The organism is Nonomuraea sp. H19 (assembly GCF_052068215.1).
Classification (GTDB): domain Bacteria; phylum Actinomycetota; class Actinomycetes; order Streptosporangiales; family Streptosporangiaceae; genus Nonomuraea.
In genome coordinates this window covers 335522-355036 of sequence record NZ_JBQHCV010000005.1, presented here as the reverse complement: position 1 = coordinate 355036, position 19515 = coordinate 335522, and the positions used below count along the sequence as shown (strand labels likewise).

The window sequence follows — 19515 nt, the reverse complement described above, 5'->3', positions numbered from 1 at the left end:
TCCTCCGAGAGGGGATGATCTCGGAGTTTATGGGGATTTGCCGGGCAGGCACAGGCCCCCGCCCGGTTTCTCACCGAACTTTCAGCGGACTCCGGTCAAATGATCAGTGAATCCCCTCGTGCGAGAGCCAGACCGCGCCGAGCGGCGGCACCCGCAGCGTGGTGGAGTACGGGAGGCCGTGACAGGCCTCGACGGCCGCCTCGACCGCGCCCATGTTGCCCACGCCGCTGCCCCAGTAGTCGTAGGCGTCGGTGTTGACCACCTCGGTCCACGTCCCGGCGTACGGCAGCCCGAGCCGGTAGTTCTCGTGCGCCGCGCCGCTGAAGTTCACCACGCACGCCACCGCCGACCCGTCGGCCGCGTAACGGACGAACGAGAAGGTGTTGCCCGGGGCGTCGTCGGCGTCGATCCACCGGAACCCGTCGGGCGAGCAGTCCTGCTCCCACAGCGCGGGCGTCTCCTTGTAGAGCCTGTTGAGGTCGCGCACCAGCCGCTGCACGCCCTGGTGCCCGTCGAACTCCAGCACCCACCAGTCCAGTCCGCGCTCTTCCGACCACTCCGAGCCCTGGCCGAACTCGCCGCCCATGAACAGCAGCTGCTTGCCCGGATGCGCCCACATGAACGCCAGCAGCGCCCGCAGCTGCGCGAAGCGCTGCCACTCGTCGCCCGGCATCTTGCCCAGCAGCGATCCCTTGCCGTGCACGACCTCGTCGTGGGACAGCGGCAGCACGTAGTTCTCGGAGTACGCGTACAGCAGCGAGAACGTCATCTGGTGATGGTGATACTGGCGAAATACCGGCTCATGCCGGAGGTATTCGAGCGTGTCGTGCATCCACCCCATGTTCCACTTGAACCCGAACCCGAGCCCGCCCAGGTGCACCGGCCGCGACACCCCCGGCCAGGCCGTCGACTCCTCCGCCACGGTGGTGATGCCGGGCGTCTCGCGGTAGGCGACCGCGTTCATCTCCTTGAGGAACTCGACCGCGTCGAGGTTCTCCCGGCCGCCGTAGACGTTCGGCGTCCACTCGCCCTCCCGCCGCGAGTAGTCCAGGTAGAGCATCGACGCCACCGCGTCCACCCGCAGCCCGTCGATGTGGAACTCCTTCAGCCAGTAGACCGCGTTGGCGACCAGGAAGTTCCGCACCTCCCTGCGGCCGAAGTCGAACACGTACGTGCCCCAGTCCGGGTGCTCGCCCCTGGCCGGATCAGCGTGCTCGTACAGCGGCGTGCCGTCGAAGCGGGCCAGCGCCCAGTCGTCCATCGGGAAGTGCGCCGGCACCCAGTCCAGCACCACCCCGATGCCGCGCTGGTGCATCCGGTCCACGAAGTGGCGGAACTCGTCAGGGGTGCCGAACCTGGCCGTCGGCGCGTAGTAGGACGTCACCTGGTAGCCCCACGACCCGCCGAACGGGTGCTCGGCCACCGGCAGCAGCTCCACGTGCGTGAACCCCAGGTCGGCCACGTAGTCCGAGAGCTGGTCGGCCAGCTCCAGGTACGACAGCCCAGGCCGCCACGACCCCAGGTGCACCTCGTAGACGCTCATCGGCTCGCTCAGCGGCCGCCGCTCGGGCCGCTCGGCCATCCACGTGTCGTCCGCCCAGGCGTAGTCGGACTTGTCCACCACGGAGGCCGTCATCGGCGGCACCTCGGTCCGCCTGGCCATCGGGTCGGCCTTGTCCCGCCACGTCCCGTCGGCGCCGAGGACCTGGTACTTGTACCGCTCGCCCGCGCCAAGCCCGGGCACGAACAGCTCCCACACCCCCGAACGCCCCAGCGACCGCATCGGGTAGGCGGTGCCGTCCCAGTGGTTGAAGTCACCGACGACCCTGATGCCGCGCGCGTTCGGGGCCCAGACGGCGAACGCGGTGCCCTCGACGTCCTCGTGCTTCATCACCCGGGCGCCCAGCGCCTCCCACAGCCGCTCGTGCCGCCCTTCGCCGATGAGGTGCAGGTCCACCTCCCCCAGGGTGGGCCAGTGCCGGTACGGGTCGCGCACCTCGTACGGCTCCGCGTCGGCGTATTTGACGCTCAACCGGTAGTCGGGCACCTTGTCCAGACCTGGGACCGTGACCTCGAACACGCCGTGGGCCTGGTGCTTCATGTCGTGGGCCGTACCGTCTTCCAGCACCACCCTGACCCGCTCGGCCAGCGGGCGCAGCGAGCGGAAGATCATCCCCCCAGGGACGGGGTGCGCTCCCAGAACGGAGTGCGGATCGTGGTGTGCTCCGCCCGCGAGGCGGTCGAGCTCTGTCCTCATCGGCATGACTCCAACCCTGCCCTAAGATGACCGTCCATCCCAGGACCTGCCCCCTATCACCGCGACAATCACAGAAAGTGCAAACTCCCGGGTTAATCGGCCTGCGGCGGGACGACCCGCTCCAGCGGGAGTTCCGCACCGCGCGCCTGCGCCCCGTCCAGGGCCTGCCGCCCCAGAGCCGCCTCCACGGCGGCCGTGATGCGGTCGACGTCGCCCCGTTCCCCGAGCGGGAGCGGCGCGCCCACGGATGCCCTGAGCGCCGCGGCGTGGCCGAGCAGCAAGCCGGCCTCCTCGTGCCGCCCGGCGAGCACCCGTGCGCCCGCCAGCCCTTCCAGCGCCAGCGCGGTCGCCCGCGGATCGCCCACCTTGCGGGCCGCCTCCAGGCCCTCCAGCTGCAGCTCCAGCGCCGCCGCCGCATCACCTCGCTGCTCGGCGACGAACCCGAGCTCGGCCAGGATCAGCGCGGCCCCGGGCTCGCCCGCCACGTCCCTGACCCAGTCCAGCCACGTACGCAGCCGCCGCTCGGCGTCGTCCAGCCGGCCCTGCCGCCTGGCGCTGAGCGCCAGCCCGAGCTCGGCGAACTCCTCGGCGGGCCGGTTGGACTGCGCGACGGCCAGCAGCCTGGCGCGCTCGTGGTAGTCGTCGGCCCGCGCGTGATCGCCCGTCAGCAGGGCGATCCTGCCCAGCCGCGACAGCGCGTCGGACACCGAGCTCCACAGGCCAAGCTCCTCGGCCATGCGCAGGCCCTCCATGCGCAGCTCGGCCGCCCGCTCGTAGTCGCCGGTGATCTCGGCCAGGGTGCTGAGGTTCTCCGCGGCCCGCATCTCTCCCCACCGGTCGCCGAGCTCCCTGAACAGCGCCAGCCCTTGCTCGCCGTTCCTGCGCAGCGCCGCCAGGTCGCCGCGCATGGCGGCGTACCTGGCCAGGACGTTCAGGGCGGCCGCCGTGCCCCACTTGTCGCCGAGCGCGCGGAAGGTCGCGAGCGCCGTCTCGATCAGCGCCCCGCTGGCCGACAAGTCGTCGTAGCCGAACATCGCGAACCCGGCGAACCACCGAGCCCTGGCCCTGTCCAGCGGGTCTTCGATGGCCTCGAACAGCGTGGTGCCGGCGACCTGCGGCCGGCCTGTCAGCATCCGCAGCCCGGCCAGCCAGACCCTGGCCTGCGCCGCGCCGGAGCGAGGCGCTCCGGGGATCGACAGGGCCGTCTCCAGCGCCCGCTGGCCCTCGCCCAGCTTGCCGCGCAGCACCCAGTACCAGCCCATCGCGTTCACCAGGCGCACGGCCTCATCGGCCGCGCCGAGGCGGGCCGCCGCCTCCAGCGCGGCCCGCACGTTGGCGCTCTCGGCGTCCAGCAGCGCGAGCGCGCGCCGCTGGTCATGCCCCCGCAGGTCCGGCGCGGCCCGCTCGGCCAGGCCGGCGTAGTAGCGGACATGCCGGAGCCGCACGTCATCCAGCTCGCCGGCCTCGGCCAGCCGTTCCTGGCCGTAGGCCGCCACGGACTCCAGCAGCCGGTACCGAGGCCCCGCCGTCACCACGACGAGCGACCGGTCGACCAGCCTCGCCAGCGTGTCGAGCACGTCCACGGCGGGCTCGGCGCACACCTCCTCGGCCGCCCGCAGCGTGCCGCCGCCGGCGTGCACGGCCAGCCGCCGCAGCACCATGCGCTCGTCCTCGGTGAGCAGCTCCCAGCTCCAGTCGATCATCGCCCGGAGCGTGCGCTGCCGGGCCGGCGCGTCCCGCATGCCCGCGTTGAGCAGCCTGAACCGGTCGTCCAGCCGGTCGGCGAGCTCCTGTACGCCGAGCGCGCGCACCCGGGTGGCGGCCAGCTCCAGCGCCAGCGGGATGCCGTCGAGCCGCCGGCAGATGGTCGCCACGGCCTCGCTCGGGGGCACGTTCCCCCGGGCCGCGAACAGCTCCACGGCCGCCTCCGGCTCCAGCGGAGGCACGCTCCACAGCGTCTCGCCCTCGATCCTCAGCGACTCCTGGCTGGTGGCCAGGACCCGCAGCCGGGGCGCGGCCCGCAGCAGCCGCGCGGTCAGCGCGGCGACCTGCTCGACGACGTGCTCGCAGTTGTCGAGCACGAGCAGCGTCTCCTTGCCCTCCAGGGCGGCGGCCAGCCGATCCACCATGGAGTCCGCCAAGTCGTCCCGTAACCCGAGCACGCCGGCGATCGTCTCCGCCACCTCGACGACCGCCGCACGCGGCCGCAGCGCCGCCAGCTCGACCAGCCACACCCCGCCACCGAACCCGTCCTGCGCCGCCGCCCCTCCGCCACCGAACCGGCCCTGTGCCGCCGCCCCTCCCGCGCCGAACCCGCCCTGTGCCGCCGCCCCTCCCGCGCCGGACCCGTCCTGCGCCGCCGTCCCTCCGGCGCCGTGTCCCGCTCGCTGCGGCGCCGGCGGGCTCGCGGCGGCCAGTGCGAGGCGGGTCTTGCCCACTCCTCCGGGGCCGGTGAGCGTGACGAGCCGGTGGGCGCGCAGCAGCGTGCGCACCTCGGCCACCGCCTCCGCACGCCCCACCAGGTCCGTCAGCGGCGCGGGCAGGTTCGTACGGGGCCGCGCCGGCGCCGGTCCCAGGGCGGCGGTGTCCTGCTCCAGGATCGCCTGGTGCAGCGCCACCAGCTCGGGCCCCGGATCGAGCCCCAGCTCGTCGGCCAGTCGCCGGCGCAGATCCTCGTAGGCCGCCAGCGCCTCGCTCTGCCGCCCCGCCAGATAGAGAGCCCGCACGTGGACGGCCCGCAGCCGCTCGCGCAGCGGATGCCGGGCCACCAGATCGGCGAGCTCGGCCGCCACCAGCGCGTGCTCGCCCGATCCGAGCCGGGTCTCGGCCAGCTCCTCCACCGCCACCAGCCGCTGCTCCTCCAACCGGGCCACGGCGGCCAGGGCGAACGGCTCGTCGGCGAACTCGGCATACGCGCCCCCACGCCACAGGCCGAGCGCCTGCCGCAGCAGCGACGCGCGTACCTGGAGGTCGTCGCTGTGCTGCGCGCGCCTGAGCAACGTCTCGAACAGGCCCGCGTCCACCGACTCCGGCTCCACGGACAGCACGTAGCCGGGCGCCCGGTACGCCACCAGCTCCCGATCTCCCAGCGCCCTGCGCAGCTGCGACACCTTCACCCGCAGCGCGGCGGGCGCGTTCGCGGGCGGCCTGCCGCCCCACAGGTCCTCCACCAGCCGGTCCGCGGAGACCGGGTGCCCCGCGTGGATCAGCAGGTCGGCCAGGAGCGCCCGGACCTTGACCTCGAGCACCCGGACCGGCTCCCCGTCCGCGCTCCACACCGCGAGCGGCCCCAGCACCCCGAACCGCATCCGCCCCCCATAACGAACTCCGAATCAGACCATAACCGTCCACCGACAGGGTGAACGCATCACTCAACACCGAAGGAACACTGAAATGTCGGAAAATATCTCCGTTCTCGGCCTCGGCCTCATGGGCTCCGCGCTCGCCGAGGCCCTCATGGCCGCCGGCCACCGCGTCACCGTCTGGAACCGTACGCCCGCCAAGGCCGACCCCCTGGTCGCCAAGGGCGCCGCCCGCGCCGCGACGCCGGCCGCGGCGGTCGAGGCGAGCCCGCTGGTCATCGCGTGCCTGCTCGACTACCCGTCCGTCTATGACGTCCTCAAGGACACCGAGCTGTCCGGCCGCGTCCTCGCCAACCTCACCAGCGGCAGGCCGGCCGAGGCCCGCGAGGCGGCGTCCTGGGCGGCCGAGCAGGGGGCCGACTACCTGGACGGCGGCATCATGGCCGTGCCTCAAATGATCGCCAATCCCGGCGCGCTCATTCTCTACAGCGGCTCCGAGCCCGCCTTCGACCGCCACGAGCCGGCGCTGGCCGCCCTCGCCGACGCCCGGTACGTCGGTGCGGACCCCGGCATGGCGCCGCTGCTCGACCTGGCCATGCTCACGGGCATGTACGGCCAGATGGCCGGAGTCCTGGAGGCCGCGGCTCTCGTCACGTCGGCGAAATTCCCGTTGACGGAGTTCACCACGACCTTGCTGATCCCATGGCTCAACGCCATGGCCGCGCTCGCGCCGGTCTGGGCCGAGAAGATCGAAACAGGCGACCATCACACGGAGGTGTCCAACCTGGAGATCAACAGGGTGGGCCTGGAGAACCTCGCCCGCGCCTTCCGCGAGCAAGGCGTCAAGCCGGACCTGTTGCTGCCCATGAAGACCATCATCGACCAGCGCACAGCCCGGGGCCTCGGCCACGAGGGCCTGTCGGGCCTGGTGGAGGAGCTCTACAACTAGAGGCGCGGGCGGAAGGCGGCAAGCGGGATGGACACCCACGAGGGGCGGTTCCTGGCCTCGTAGACCACCTCGTACACGGCCTTCGACAGTTCGAACGCCCGCAGCAGCGCCGCGTCGCCCCGGTTGATCACCCCGCCGCCCTCGGCGTACCCCTCCAGGAAGGCCGCCCGGTTGCGGTCGGCCCACTCCTGGGCCCTGGGCTCGAGGTCGTCGGCCTCGGGGCGGCCGGCCAGCAGGTGCCTGGCCGCGTAGTCGAACGAGCGCAGCATCCCCGCGACGTCCCGCAGCGGCGAGGACAGTGCCCTGCGCTCGGCCAGCGGCTGGGCGGGCTCGCCCTCGAAGTCCAGCACCACCCAGTCGGTCGGGGTGCGCATGACCTGCCCCAGGTGGTAGTCGCCGTGAACCCGCTGCACGGGCACCTCGGTGGTGAGCAGCTCCACCTGGTGGTAGGCCGCCTCAATGACGCTCACATGCCGGCGCAGCTCGGGCACCTCCGTCACGGCCCGGCCGAGCCGCCGCCGGAAGCCCTCGGCCATCCGTTTGACCTCGTGGATCTCGATGACCTCGGTGGGGAAGGCGGCGGCCAGCTCGTGGTGGACGCGGGCGGTGGCGGCGCCCAGCCGCTCCGACTCGGCCGCGAAGTCGCCGCCCGCCTCGGCCGCCGGGAGCTGGGGCAGCGAGGCGTACAGGTCGCGCACGCTGGCCAGCGCGAGGTCCCACCCGTCGTTCGCGGTGGACAGGAACTCCTGCATGATCGCCAGCGTGGTGTCCGTGCCGTCGAGATCGGCCTCGATCCACCCGTACGGCTGGGCGATGTGCGGGGCGTTCCTGGCCGCCAGCGCGGTGATGATCTCCAGCTCGGGGTTGACCCCGGGGATGAGGCGGCGGAAGAGCTTGCAGATGTAGGCGTCCCCGTACACGAGCGAGGTGTTGGACTGCTCGGCCCCGAGCATCAGGCTGCGCGGGGAGGTGTCGATGGTGACGCCGGGGACGTGACGCATGCGCAGGCCGCTGCGGGTCTCGTCGTGGGCCATGCCGTCGAGGAGCCAGGCGGTGCGGTCCGAGTCGTGGAGGGCGTCGTAGACGTAGGTGTCGTCGATCGTGGCGATCAGGGCGTGTCGCAGCCGGTCCGGCAGGTCGGCGCGCTCGCCCAGCAGGACCTGGTAGCGGTCCCGGGAGCCGTTCTGCCAGATGGCGACGATCAGGTGTCTCAGTCCGGGCGTCAGCTCGACGTCCGAGTCGATCGACAACTCGTCGATCGGTCGCCCCTTGCCGCCGAACCAACGCTGGCGGCTGATCCATGCGGCAAGGAGCTCGGGAAGCACGTTCTACTCCTCCTGGGTGACGGCTGGCGGCGGCAGCGTGAACCAATAGAATCCATGCCCAGGAAGCGTCAAAAGATACGGAAGTTCGCCAATTGCCGGAAATGGTACGCCTCCCATGGTTTCAACAGGGGAGACGCCGACGAACCTCCGCAGGTCGAGCTCGACGGGTTGCGGGAAGCGTGACAGGTTGTTCACGCAGAGCATCCGGTCGTCGCCCAGCTCCCTGACGAACGCGAGCACGCTCGGGTTGGAGGAGTTGAGCTCGGTGTACTCGCCCAGCCCGAACACCGGGTGACGCTTGCGGATCTCGATCATGCGCTTGGTCCAGTGCAGCAGTGAGCCCGCGTTCTTCTGGTGCGCCTCGACGTTGATCGCCTGGTAGCCGTAGATCGGATCCATGATCACCGGCAGGTAGAGCCGCCCGGGATCGCAGTCGGAGAAGCCGGCGTTGCGGTCGGGGTCCCACTGCATGGGCGTGCGTACGCCGTCGCGGTCGCCGAGCCAGATGTTGTCGCCCATGCCGATCTCGTCGCCGTAGTAGAGCACCGGGGAGCCGGGCAGCGACAGGAGCAGCGCGGTGAACAGCTCGATCTGGTTGCGATCGTTCTCCAGGAGGGGCGCCAGGCGGCGGCGGATGCCGACGTTCGCCCGCATGCGCGGATCCTTGGCGTATTCGGTGTACATGTAGTCGCGTTCCTCGTCCGTGACCATTTCGAGCGTGAGCTCGTCGTGGTTGCGGAGGAAGATTCCCCATTGGCAATGTTCCGGAATTTTTGGCGTTTGGGCCAAAATTTCGGAAATGGGGTAGCGAGACTCCCGGCGTACGGCCATGAAAATGCGGGGCATCAGCGGGAAGTGGAAGGCCATGTGGCATTCGTCCCCGCCGCCTACCGGGTCGCCGAAGTACTCCACCACGTCCGACGGCCACTGGTTGGCCTCGGCGAGCAGCACGCGGTCCGGGTAGATCCGGTCCACCTCGGCCCTCACCCGCTTGAGGTATTCGTGGGTCCTCGGCAGGTTCTCGCAGTTGGTGCCCTCCTCCTCGAACAGGTATGGCACCGCGTCCAGCCGGAACCCGTCGATGCCGAGGTCCAGCCAGAACCGCAGCACCTCCAGCATCGCGTCCTGCACGTCCGGGTTCTCGTAGTTGAGGTCGGGCTGGTGGTGGAAGAAGCGATGCCAGTAGTACTGGCCGCGCACCGGGTCGTAGGTCCAGTTGGACGTCTCGGTGTCGATGAAGATGATCCGGGCGTCCTGGTATTTCTCATCCGTCTGCGACCACACGTAGAAGTCGCCGAACGGGCCCTCCGGATCGTGCCGCGAGGCCTGGAACCACGGGTGCGCGTCGCTGGTGTGGTTCATGACCAGGTCGGCGATCACGCGCATGCCGCGTTTGTGTGCCTCGTCGACAAGCCTCACGAAGTCGCCCAGATCTCCGAACTCGGGCAGGATCTTCATGAAGTCCGCGATGTCGTAGCCGCCGTCCCGCAGCGGAGACTCGTACAACGGCAACAGCCAGAGGCAGTCGACGCCCAGCCACTGCAGGTAGTCGAGCTTGCTGATGAGACCTCGGATGTCCCCGGTCCCGTCGCCGTTGGAATCGGCGAAACCTCTGATCAGGACCTCGTAGAAGACCGCGCGCTTGTACCAGTAGGGATCGCGCGGCTTTTCCTCGTCGAAGGTGTTGGGAATGGGCGTGGTGGAGCTCATGAGTCACCTCGCGAGGAGCTCATGAGGGAGGCGCTTTCACACACGTTGAAGTCTCCCCGCTGAATTCGTCTTACCGTGGCGCGGCTCGTACGGTGAGAATGTGGGCTGGCTGGATGTGGGGGTCGAGGCGGACATAGTTGCTCTGCCTCCAGCGATACGACTCGCCTGAGAGCTCGTCGTCGACCACGAACTCGGCGTTCCAGTCGAGGCCGATGGCGGGAAGGTCAAGATCAACGGTTGCCTCGTGGGTGTGGTGCGGATCCAGGTTGATGACCGCCAGAACGACGTCGCCCAGCCCGTGCCTTCGTGTGGCCGCGTCATAGGCGCCCGGGAGTCGTTTCGAGAAGCAGACGATGTCCGGTTGGTCGACCCGGTGGAATCGTAGATTACGCAATTCCTGCAGCGCCGGATGCGCTCTTCGGAACAAATTCAGGTGAGTGATGAACGGAGCGAGGCTCCGTCCTTCGCGTTCGGCCGTAACCCAATCGCGGGGCTTGTATTGATATTTTTCACTATCTAGATATTCCTCGCTGCCCGGACGTACCGGCACATTTTCGCCGAGTTCGTACCCCGAGTACACGCCCCACGTCGGCGAGGCGAGCGCGGCCAGCACCGCCCTGATCTTGAACGCCGGGATGCCCCCATGCTGCAGGTATTCGTGCAGGATATCCGGTGTGTTCACGAACAGGTTCGGCCGCAGGTAGAACGAGGTCTCGTGGGCGAGTTCGGTGAGGTACGTCTCCACGTCCGGCTTGGAGTTCTTCCACGTGTAGTACGTGTATGACTGGTGGAAGCCGGTCTTGGCGAGCATGCGCATCATCGCCGGCCGGGTGAACGCCTCCGACAGGAAGATCACATCGGGATCGGTCGTCTGAATGTCGGCCAGCAGCCGCTCCCAGAACACCACCGGCTTGGTGTGCGGGTTGTCCACCCGGAAGATCCGCACCCCGTGGTCCATCCAGTGCCGCAGCACCCGCTTGACCTCGGCGTAGATCCCCTCCGGGTCCCTGTCGAAGTTGATCGGATAGATGTCCTGGTATTTCTTCGGCGGGTTCTCCGCGTACGCGATCGAGCCGTCGGCCCTGATCGTGAACCACTCGGGGTGCTCCTTGACCCACGGGTGGTCGGGCGAGCACTGCAGCGCGAAGTCGAGCGCGACCTCCATGCCCAGCTCGCGCGTGCGCGCCACGAACTCGTCGAAGTCCCCGATCGTGCCCAGGTCGGGGTGCACGGCGTCGTGGCCGCCCTCCTCCGACCCGATCGCCCAGGGGGAGCCGGGTTCGTCGGGCTCAGGGCTGAGCGTGTTGTTGCGCCCCTTGCGGAACGTCGTGCCGATCGGATGGATGGGCGGCAGGTAGACGACGTCGAAGCCCATCTTGGCGATGGCCGGCAGCCGCTTGGCGGCGGTCTGGAAGGTGCCTGACTTGGAGATGCCGCGCTCGTCCACGATCGCCCCCTCCGACCGGGGGAAGAACTCGTACCACGAGCCGTAGAGCGCCCTGCGCCGGTGGACCCTGATCTTGTACGCCTTGGATCTGGTAACCAGCTCCCGGAACGGATGCGCCTCCAGCAGCGCCGCGGTCTCGGGAAGCTGCGCGATCGACAGCCGGGCCCTGGGGTCCAGCTCCTCGTCACGCAGCGTGGCGGAGATCGCCAGCAGGGCCGCCCGGTGCCCGCAGGCGCTCTCACCGTTGCCGTTCTGCTTCCGCTGCCCGTTCCCCGCCGTGCTGTCCTTGGCGGCGCTGTTCTTGGCGGGGCCGTTCTTGCCGCCGTTCCTGGCCTGCCCGTTCTTGACCGCGCCGTTGGGGCAGTCCGGCGCGCGTACGGCCCGCGCGGCCCGCTCGAACAGCCGGGCGCCCTCTTCGCACATGAGATCGACATCCATGCCACGCGGAATCTTGATCTCGGCGTCGTGCAGCCACGTGTGGATGGGGTCGCTCCATGCCTCCACGCGGAACAGCCAGTCGCCCTCGGCCGGCAGGCAAACCTCCACTGCCCACCGGTCGGTGCCGGGCGCGAGCTCGCGCATCGGTTTCAACCGGCCACGCTGTCCATCGGGCGAGGTCAGCACCACGCCCGCGGCCACGGCGTCATGGCCCTCTCTGAACACGGTCGCCGAGACCTCGAAGGTCTCGCCGGCGGCCGCCTTGGCGGGCCACTGCCCGCAGCCGACGACGGGGGAGATGTCCGTGATGGGAATTCGTCCGATCATCGCATTCAAGGGTTGCGACGGCACGCTCGGTGCCGCCGGAGGCTTTTGGTGGTGTCGACTCCGCGGCCTGCGGTGAACCGCCGGACGCGGACCACCGTGGCACTAACGATCCTTGCACGTTAATTGTGGACAGCAACGGATAGACCTCCCGAGAGTGTCTGCGGGAGGGCCCAACAACATGGAAAGTTGCCCCAATGCTCCCTCTTCATGCTTGTTCCCGGAAGGGGTTTGAACGGTCATGATGGGGGTGAAGGAGTGAGAGGTCCCTCCTACCCCATAGGGTGCATGCCGTGAGAGCTATCCGCCGGTTTACCGTCCGCACCGTCCTGCCCACGGAGCTGGCCGCCCTCGGCGAGCTCGTGCACAATCTCCGCTGGTCATGGCACCCGGAGACGATGGATCTCTTCGCCGAGGTCGACGCAGAGCTCTGGGAAGAGGTCGGGCACGATCCCGTGGCGCTGCTGGGCGCCGTCACCCCGGCCCGGCTCACCGAGCTGGCCGCCGACCGCCGATTCCTGCGCCGCCTCGCGGACGCAGCCGATGACCTGCGCGAATACATGATCTCGCCGCGCTGGTATCAGACGCTGCCCGACGGGGCGCGCGCCATCGCGTACTTCTCGCCCGAATACGGGATCGCCGCCGCGCTGCCGCAGTATTCCGGCGGCCTCGGCATCCTGGCCGGAGACCACCTCAAGGCCGCCAGCGACCTGGGCGTGCCGATCCTCGCGGTCGGCCTGCTCTACCGGCACGGCTACTTCACGCAGTCGCTGTCGCCGGAGGGCTGGCAGCTGGAGCACTACCCGTCGCTCGACGCGGGCGGCCTGCCGCTGACCCTGCTGAAGGAGGCCGACGGGGAGCCCGTCAAGATCCGCCTGGGCCTGCCCGACGAGCGCGTGCTGCACGCGCAGGTGTGGGTGGCGCAGGTGGGCCGGGTGCCGCTGCTGCTGCTCGACTCGGACGTGGCCGACAACGACCACGCCGCCCGCGACATCACCGACCGCCTCTACGGCGGCGGCACCGACCACCGGCTCATGCAGGAGCTGCTGCTGGGCGTGGGCGGCGTGCGGGCGATCAGGGCGTACTGCAAGATCACCGGGCACGCCGAGCCCGAGGTGTTCCACACCAACGAGGGCCACGCCGGCTTCCTCGGCCTGGAGCGCATCCGGGAGCTGACCGAGGCCCGGCTCTCCTTCGACGAGGCGCTGGAGGCCGTGCGGGCCGGCACGGTGTTCACCACGCACACGCCCGTGCCCGCGGGGATCGACCGGTTCCCGCGCGACATGATCGAGCGTCACTTCGGCGGCACGTCGGCCTGGCCGACGGTCCCCGTCCAGCGCATCCTGGCGCTGGGCGCGGAGTCCGACCCCAGCCGGTTCAACATGGCCGTCATGGGCATGCGCCTGGCCCAGCGCGTCAACGGCGTCTCGCAGTTGCACGGCGAGGTCAGCCGGGACATGTTCAAGGAACTTTGGCCCGGATTCGACCTGGACGAGGTGCCGATCGGGTCGATCACGAACGGCGTGCACGCGCCGACCTGGGTCGGGCGCGAGCTCATGGAGCTGGCCGGGCGCGAGCTGCCCTCCTTGCTGGAGCGGGCCCGCGGCTGGGAGGGCATCCAGAAGATCTCCGACGCCGACATCTGGAAGATCCGCGGCACGCTGCGGCAGCGCCTGGTCGAGGGCGCCCGGGTACGCCTGCGCAGGTCCTGGCGCGAGCGGGGCGCCTCGGACGCCGAGCTCGGCTGGATCGACGACGCGCTCGACCCCGACGTGCTGACGATCGGCTTCGCCCGGCGCGTGCCGTCGTACAAGCGGCTCACGCTCATGCTGCGCGACCCGGAACGGCTGACCAGCCTGCTGCTCGACCCGGACAAGCCGGTCCAGATCGTGATCGCGGGCAAGGCCCACCCGGCCGACGAGGGCGGGAAGAAGCTGATCCAGCAGATCGTCAAGTTCGCCGACCAGCACCACGTGCGCCACCGGATCGTGTTCCTGCCCGACTACGACATGGCGCTCGGTCAGCTCATGACCCAGGGGTGCGACGTCTGGCTGAACAACCCGCTGCGGCCCCTTGAGGCGTCCGGCACGTCGGGGATGAAGTCCGCGCTGAACGGCGGGCTCAACCTGTCGATCCGCGACGGCTGGTGGGACGAGTGGTACGACGGCACCAACGGCTGGGCGATCCCCACGGCCGACGGCGTGACCGACCCCGACCGGCGCGACGAGCTGGAGGCCATCGCCCTCTACGACCTGATCGAGCACGAGGTGTCCGACCGGTTCTACGACCGCCCCGCCGACGGCCTGCCGCGCCGGTGGATGGAGATGGTCAAGCACACCCTGACCTCGCTGGGCCCGAAGGTGCTCGCCGGGCGGATGCTGCGGGACTACGTGGTGGATCTGTACAACCCGGCGGCCAAGGCCGCCCGCGCGCTGTCGGCGGACTCGTACGCGGCCGCGAAGGCGTTCGCCGCCTGGCGGGTCCGCGTCGCCAGGGCGTGGCCGGGAGTCCGCGTCGAGCACGTCGAGGCGTCAGGGGTGGGGGACACGCCCGAGGTCGGGTTCTCCATCGAGCTGCGCGCCACCATCGCGCTCGGTGACCTGGAGCCCGGCGACGTGCTGGTCGAGGCCGCGTACGGGAAGGTCGGGCCGCACGACGAGCTGGTGCATCCGGCGTACGCCAAGCTGATCGCCGGGTCGGTCGACGACGACGGGCGGGCGCACTACACGGGTTCGGTCCCGCTCGATCGCACCGGCGCTTTCGGGTACACCGTCCGGGTCGTCCCGTACCACCCGCTCATCGCGACACCGTCGGAATTGGGACTCATCACCGTGCCCGAGGAGCCTGCCGGCATGACAAACGGCACATTGCGGTAAATCGCCTGCATACGGAGCGGCACGCCGAGGTAAAGGAACGGCATAATCGGGGCGTGGACGACAGCGGAAACGGCCTGCGGGCCGACACTCTGGTGGCCACGGTCCGCGGTGTGCTGCCGTCCCTGACGCCGGCTGCCCAGACCGTCGCCCGCCTCATCCTTGAGGACCCCGCGACGGTGGCGAGGAGCACCATCACGGAGCTCTCCGCCGCCTCCGGCACCAGCGAGGCCACGATCGTGCGCACCGCGCGGCTGCTCGGGTTCGCCGGCTATCCGCAGCTCCGGCTGGCCCTGGCGGCGGCCGCGGCGCAGCCGGACCGGCTCGTTCCCGGGGACCTGGCGCCCGACGACCCGCTGTCGGAGGTCATCCAGAAGGTGGCGCGGGCCGAGTCCGAGGCGATCAACGACACCGTGGCCCAGCTGACCTCCGAGCGGCTCGGCCTGGTCGTGGAGGCCATCGTCGAGGCCAGGCGGATCGACGCCTACGGGGTCGGCGCCTCCGGGCTCGTGGCCGAGGACGTCGCGCAGAAGCTGCTGCGCATCGGCCTGTCCAGCCACGCCTTCCAGGACGCGCACCTGGCCCTGACCAGCGCGGTGCTGCTCAGGCAGGGTGACGTGGCGATCGGCATCAGCACCTCGGGGGAGACCCCCGACGTGATCGAGCCGCTGTCGCGGGCGAAGGAGGCGGGCGCGACCACGGTCGCGATCACCAACAACCCGCGCTCGTCCATCGCGGAGCTGGCCGAACACGTGCTGATCTCGGCCGGGCGCGAGACGGAGTTCCGTCCCGGCGCCCTGGCCAGCCGGATCAGCCAGCTCCTCGTCGTCGACTGCGTGTTCGTCGGCGTCGCCCAGCGCACGTACGACTCCTCTCAGGAGGCGCTCGCGAGCACCAGGCGCGCCGTCAAGGAGTTCACCCGGAGAACGTCACCTGCACGTCGTCAGCCTTGACGAACATCACGCGATGGCCGAACTGGATCTCCAGGTATTTGGTCTTGCCCCGCACGACCTTGTGGTCCTCCAGGTTGAAGGTGACCGCCCGGTAATACTCGGTGGCCGCCGGTCCCGCGAGGGTGTACTTCTCGCCCGCCGAGAACGTGTACTGCAGCGGGGTCACCGCCTGGTAGGGGATGCCCGCCGGGTACGCCTCCTGCTCCGGATACGCTCTGCCGTACACCGGGACCGTGGCCTTGCCCGGCTTCGGGGTCACGACCAGGCCCATGGACGGGACGGCGGTCGGCGCGGCGGCCGGGTTGTGGAACCAGGCCTTCTGGCCTAGATACCAGATGGCCGTCCAGTCGCCCTGGCGGTCGGCCACCGCGAAGCGCTGGCCGGTGCTGGCGCGGGCGCTGTGGTCGTAGACGCTGTAGAGGGACTCGCCGGTGGGGTGCTTGCCGATGTCCTTGACCAGCGGCGCGTCCGCGCGCGGCTCCGTACGCAGCCAGACCGTGCCCGCGGGGAGCGGCGGGCAGGCCGCGGACGGGTTCTTGCGGTCACAACCGTAGAAGTACGGCTTGTTCGTGGCGAAGTCCGGCTTGATCATGACGGAGCCGGCGCGCGGCCCGCCGAACTGGTGCAGCGGCGCGCCCATCAGCTCGAAGTAGTGCGCCCAGTCCCAGAACGGTCCCGGGTCCTCGTGCATGCCCCTGACCGTCGTCGGCAGCGTGCCGGGGACGTTGTCGTGGCCCAGGATGTGGGCCCGGTCCAGCGGCACGGCGTGCTTGAACGCCAGGTAGCGGACCAGGCGGGCGGACGAGCGGTACATCGCCTCGGTGTACCAGGTGCCGCCCTGGGCCAGGAAGCCCTCGTGCTCCAGGCCGATGGACTTGGCGTTGATGTACCAGTTGCCGGCCTGCCAGCCGACGTCCTTGGTCTTGATGTGCTGGGCGATGTGGCCGTCGGAGGAGCGGAGGGAGTAGTGCCAGCTCGCGCCGTACTTCGGGTCCTGGTTGAGGCGGATGGAGGGCAGGAAATATCCCTCCATGTCGTGAATGATGATGTAGTCGACCTTCTGGCTGAACGGGCGGTTCGCCAGGTCGTAGTGCCCGTAGTCGTCCGGAGGCAGCTCCTGGTAGGCCGCCGGGATCCACTCGCACGAGATCGAGGCCGGGCACTCCACGCCGTCGGGGCGCACCGGGCGCAGGCCGAGCTTCTCCAGCCACTTCTCGATCTTGCGCAGGTCGGGCACCGCCGGGAGCCGGATCCGCTCGCCGTCGCCGGTCGTGCGCTCGGCGCCCTCCTTGATCGTCGCGAACACCTCGTCGGCGAAGAACTTGGCGGCCCCGGCCTCCTCGGCGCCGGAGTATCTGGCGACGGCGCCGTACCACTCGCCGGGGTCGTCGCTCAGCGGCGCGCCGAGCGCCTTCTGGTAGTCGGCCAGCAGCGCTGCGCCGCCCCTGATGTTGGCGGCGTCGTCCGCACGGAGCCGCTCGTGGCTCTCCCCGGTCAGCTCGGCGGCCCGCTCCATGGTGCGAAGTGAGGCGGGGATGTCGGCGGGCGCGGGCTCGTGGTCGACCGGGGGCAGCGGCCGGCTGTCGTCGCCGCGGGCGTCCTCCTCGCCCTCGCCGTGATGGTTGGACCCGGTGAACGCGGCCGCGTCGGTCAGGTGCATGGGGCCGAACCCGGCGTCGCTGGAGGGCTGGCCGGCGTGGGCGTCCCAGCGGGACTCCAGGTAGGACACGCCGAGCAGCACGCTCTCGGGCACCTGGAACTCCTGGGCCGCGGCGGCGAAGGCCTGCTGCCTGCTCGCGGATTCGTCGGCCTGGGCGGCGGAAAGGTTGGCTAACGGCAATAGAGCGATCACGCCGATCGCCAGTAGTCTGCGCATGAACCACTCCTCGGGACTGGGGGGCGCGTAGTGCAGTTCAGCGTCTCAACATTTTCCTTCGCAGGCGAGATCTTTGCGAAGACATTTTTCACGTGTTAACGCGCGCTCAGACCACGAGTTTCAGTGAGGGGCGCTGGTCGGGCAGGCCGATGAGCTCGCGTACGCGGGCGATCGGCCAGGCCAGCTCCTGGGCGAGGGTGGCGGCGGTCAGGTCGCTCTCCCGGGTGGCCAGGTCGAAGGCGTGCGCCAGCAGCACCGGCTGCTCGCCCGGGTAGCCGGAGACCGGCTCGTTGGTGAAGCCCGGCTGGTCGCGGAGCGCGGCCAGGCGCTGGTAGGCCCGGCTCGCCGCGGAGTCGGAGATCAGCCCCGTCTCCCGGCACCGGTAGAGCAGCGAGTCCACCGACACTCCCCACGTCCGCCGCAGCTCGGCCAGCTTGCGCAGGTCGGCGCGGAGCGGCAGGTGGGGCAGGATGCTGTCGCGCGGCGTCAGGAACTCGGCGGCGAACGCGTCGGCCTCCCGCTCCTGATGCGTGTCCCCGGCCGCCGTGTCGCCGTGCAGCACCAGGTGGCCCAGCTCGTGCGCGGCGGTGAAGCGGTGGCGGTAGATGTCGTCGAACCTGTTGGGCGTCAGCACCACGATCGGCCGGGGCAGGCTGGAGGTGGAGAACGCGTCCACGGTGATCGCGTCGGGGTCCTGCCTCGGGAAGGCCACGACGATGCCGTGCGCCTCCATGCGGCGTACGAGATGGCTGATGGGGCCGGTGCCCAGCCCCCAGTGGGCGCGCAGCGCGCGAGCCGCGCCCGCCGGGTCGCGCGGCAGCGAGGAGTGCATCTCGCCGCCGGCGAAGCCGGGCAGGTCCACGGAGGGGAGCTGGATCCGCTTCTCCAGGGCGTAGGTCAGCTCCCACACCTGCTCGACGAAGGCCACGGCCTTGGCTCGCTGGTAGGCGCGGGTGGAGCGCAGGCTGCGGAAATGCGCCATGGAGCCGTCCAGCTTGCCGTGCGGCCGTCCGGGCAGGAAGAACGCCATCGGCACCGCCAGCACCTCGGCCAGCAGCGGGATCAGGTCGGGGCGCGGCCGGGTGACCCCGGCCTCGTATTGACCGACCGCGGCCGGGGAGACGCCGAGATGCTCGGCCACTTCCTTCTTGGTCAGTGCGGCCAGGTGGCGGGCCTGAGTGAGGCGGGTTGCGTCGAACGCGTCGGCGACGGACTGCGGGGTCGGCGCACCGGCTCGGAAATCACTCACCGCTCGCGGCTTCTGTCCTGATCGGTACGGCTCCGCCGGCGTGCCCGGATCTGCCGGCCTGCGAGGCCTCGCCGACCGGCGGGACCAGCCGCTGGGCGCCGGTGCGCGGGTTGAGCGACGGCGTGGGCATGGCACCCTGGTCGAACGCCGCCGCGGGGATCGAGGTCTGCTCCGTGCCGGCCTCGGCGGTCAGCGGGAGCTGCTCGCAGTGGTGCCAGCGCAGGCTGCCGGTGCGATCCAGCAGCTCCGCCTGACCCCACCAGGCGTCCAGCAGCCCGGCGTGCGCGTTGCAGGCGTAGGCGATCAGCACCAGGCTGGTGTCCTCGGGAAGGTCGTTCAGCGCCTCGGCGACCGGCACCGCGTGCGGGGCCACGTCGTGCAGCGCGAGCTGCCGCATGACCGGCTCGGGCCCGAACCGGTTGAACAGCGCCTGCACCAGCGCCGACGGCCGGCCGTCGCCGATGCGGGCGCTCATGACGCTGATCGAGCGGTCCTTGGCGTAGCGGAACGGGAACAGCAGCTTGCCGTCCAGCACCACCAGCTCGTGCGCGGACCCGGCGGGCTTGACGATCCGCACGTCACCCATGTCCTCGAACGCCTCGGCCAGCGCCTCGAACTTGCGCGACATGAGCGTGAACCCGAACGGGTGCGTGTGATCGGTCTGCGCCGCCGTTTGCGCGTCGCGGGCGTTGTCCAGCGCGACGGACAGCGCATCGGCGATCCCCTGTCTGATCACCAGCGCCCGCTGCCCGAACGTCTCCTGGGCCCACCGCGACACCAGCATGCGCACACCTCCGGAACGCTTTGCCCAG

At 70.3% G+C, this 19515-nt stretch carries 11 protein-coding genes; 3 read left to right on the top strand and 8 right to left on the bottom strand.

Features of this window, described 5'->3' with window-relative positions; translation table 11 throughout:
* Positions 1-103: 103 nt before the first annotated feature.
* Positions 104-2257 carry a 1,4-alpha-glucan branching protein GlgB gene (gene glgB / locus ACTMTI_RS13400; protein ID WP_441120607.1) on the bottom strand — a complete coding sequence of 718 codons (2154 nt, stop codon included), beginning with the start codon at positions 2255-2257 and terminating at the stop codon, positions 104-106.
* Positions 2258-2349: 92 nt separating this feature from the next.
* Positions 2350-5565, bottom strand: coding sequence for a BTAD domain-containing putative transcriptional regulator (locus ACTMTI_RS13395; protein WP_441120606.1), 3216 nt, complete (start codon positions 5563-5565; stop codon positions 2350-2352).
* Between the two features lie 85 nt (positions 5566-5650).
* Here ACTMTI_RS13395 and ACTMTI_RS13390 point away from each other — a divergent pair, with 85 nt between their 5' ends.
* Positions 5651-6508, top strand: coding sequence for an NAD(P)-dependent oxidoreductase (locus tag ACTMTI_RS13390; protein ID WP_441120605.1), 858 nt, complete (start codon positions 5651-5653; stop codon positions 6506-6508).
* Here the strand turns inward: ACTMTI_RS13390 and ACTMTI_RS13385 are convergent.
* From ACTMTI_RS13385 to ACTMTI_RS13375, 3 genes are all read right to left on the bottom strand, one after another.
* Positions 6505-7833, bottom strand: coding sequence for a maltokinase N-terminal cap-like domain-containing protein (locus ACTMTI_RS13385; protein ID WP_441120604.1), 1329 nt, complete (start codon positions 7831-7833; stop codon positions 6505-6507). The two genes, ACTMTI_RS13390 and ACTMTI_RS13385, sit on opposite strands and share 4 nt — an antisense overlap.
* Before the next feature lie 3 nt (positions 7834-7836).
* Positions 7837-9543, bottom strand: a complete 1707-nt coding sequence (gene treS / locus ACTMTI_RS13380; protein WP_441120603.1) for a maltose alpha-D-glucosyltransferase — start codon at positions 9541-9543, stop codon at positions 7837-7839.
* Between the two features lie 70 nt (positions 9544-9613).
* Complete coding sequence (locus ACTMTI_RS13375; protein ID WP_441120602.1) at positions 9614-11755, bottom strand: alpha-1,4-glucan--maltose-1-phosphate maltosyltransferase; 2142 nt, start codon at positions 11753-11755, stop codon at positions 9614-9616.
* A gap of 290 nt (positions 11756-12045) precedes the next feature.
* On the opposite strand from ACTMTI_RS13375, the gene glgP reads away from it, so the two are divergent.
* Positions 12046-14628 carry an alpha-glucan family phosphorylase gene (glgP, locus tag ACTMTI_RS13370; RefSeq protein ID WP_441120601.1) on the top strand — a complete coding sequence of 861 codons (2583 nt, stop codon included), beginning with the start codon at positions 12046-12048 and terminating at the stop codon, positions 14626-14628.
* Positions 14629-14681: 53 nt separating this feature from the next.
* Positions 14682-15578 (top strand): MurR/RpiR family transcriptional regulator, encoded by an 897-nt coding sequence (locus tag ACTMTI_RS13365; protein WP_441120600.1) that lies wholly within the window; start codon positions 14682-14684, stop codon positions 15576-15578.
* On the opposite strand, the gene ACTMTI_RS13360 is transcribed toward ACTMTI_RS13365, so the two are convergent.
* The 3 genes from ACTMTI_RS13360 to ACTMTI_RS13350 all read right to left on the bottom strand — a co-directional run bounded on the left by ACTMTI_RS13360 (position 15541) and on the right by ACTMTI_RS13350 (position 19487).
* Complete coding sequence (locus tag ACTMTI_RS13360; protein WP_441120599.1) at positions 15541-17454, bottom strand: N-acetylmuramoyl-L-alanine amidase; 1914 nt, start codon at positions 17452-17454, stop codon at positions 15541-15543. The two genes, ACTMTI_RS13365 and ACTMTI_RS13360, sit on opposite strands and share 38 nt — an antisense overlap.
* 106 nt (positions 17455-17560) lie before the next feature.
* Entirely contained in the window at positions 17561-18703 is a 1143-nt protein-coding gene (locus ACTMTI_RS13355) for a helix-turn-helix domain-containing protein (RefSeq protein ID WP_441120598.1), read from the bottom strand.
* Positions 18696-19487 (bottom strand): hypothetical protein, encoded by a 792-nt coding sequence (locus tag ACTMTI_RS13350; protein ID WP_441120597.1) that lies wholly within the window; start codon positions 19485-19487, stop codon positions 18696-18698. Before ACTMTI_RS13350 ends, ACTMTI_RS13355 begins: the two co-directional genes overlap by 8 nt.
* Positions 19488-19515 lie beyond the last annotated feature (28 nt).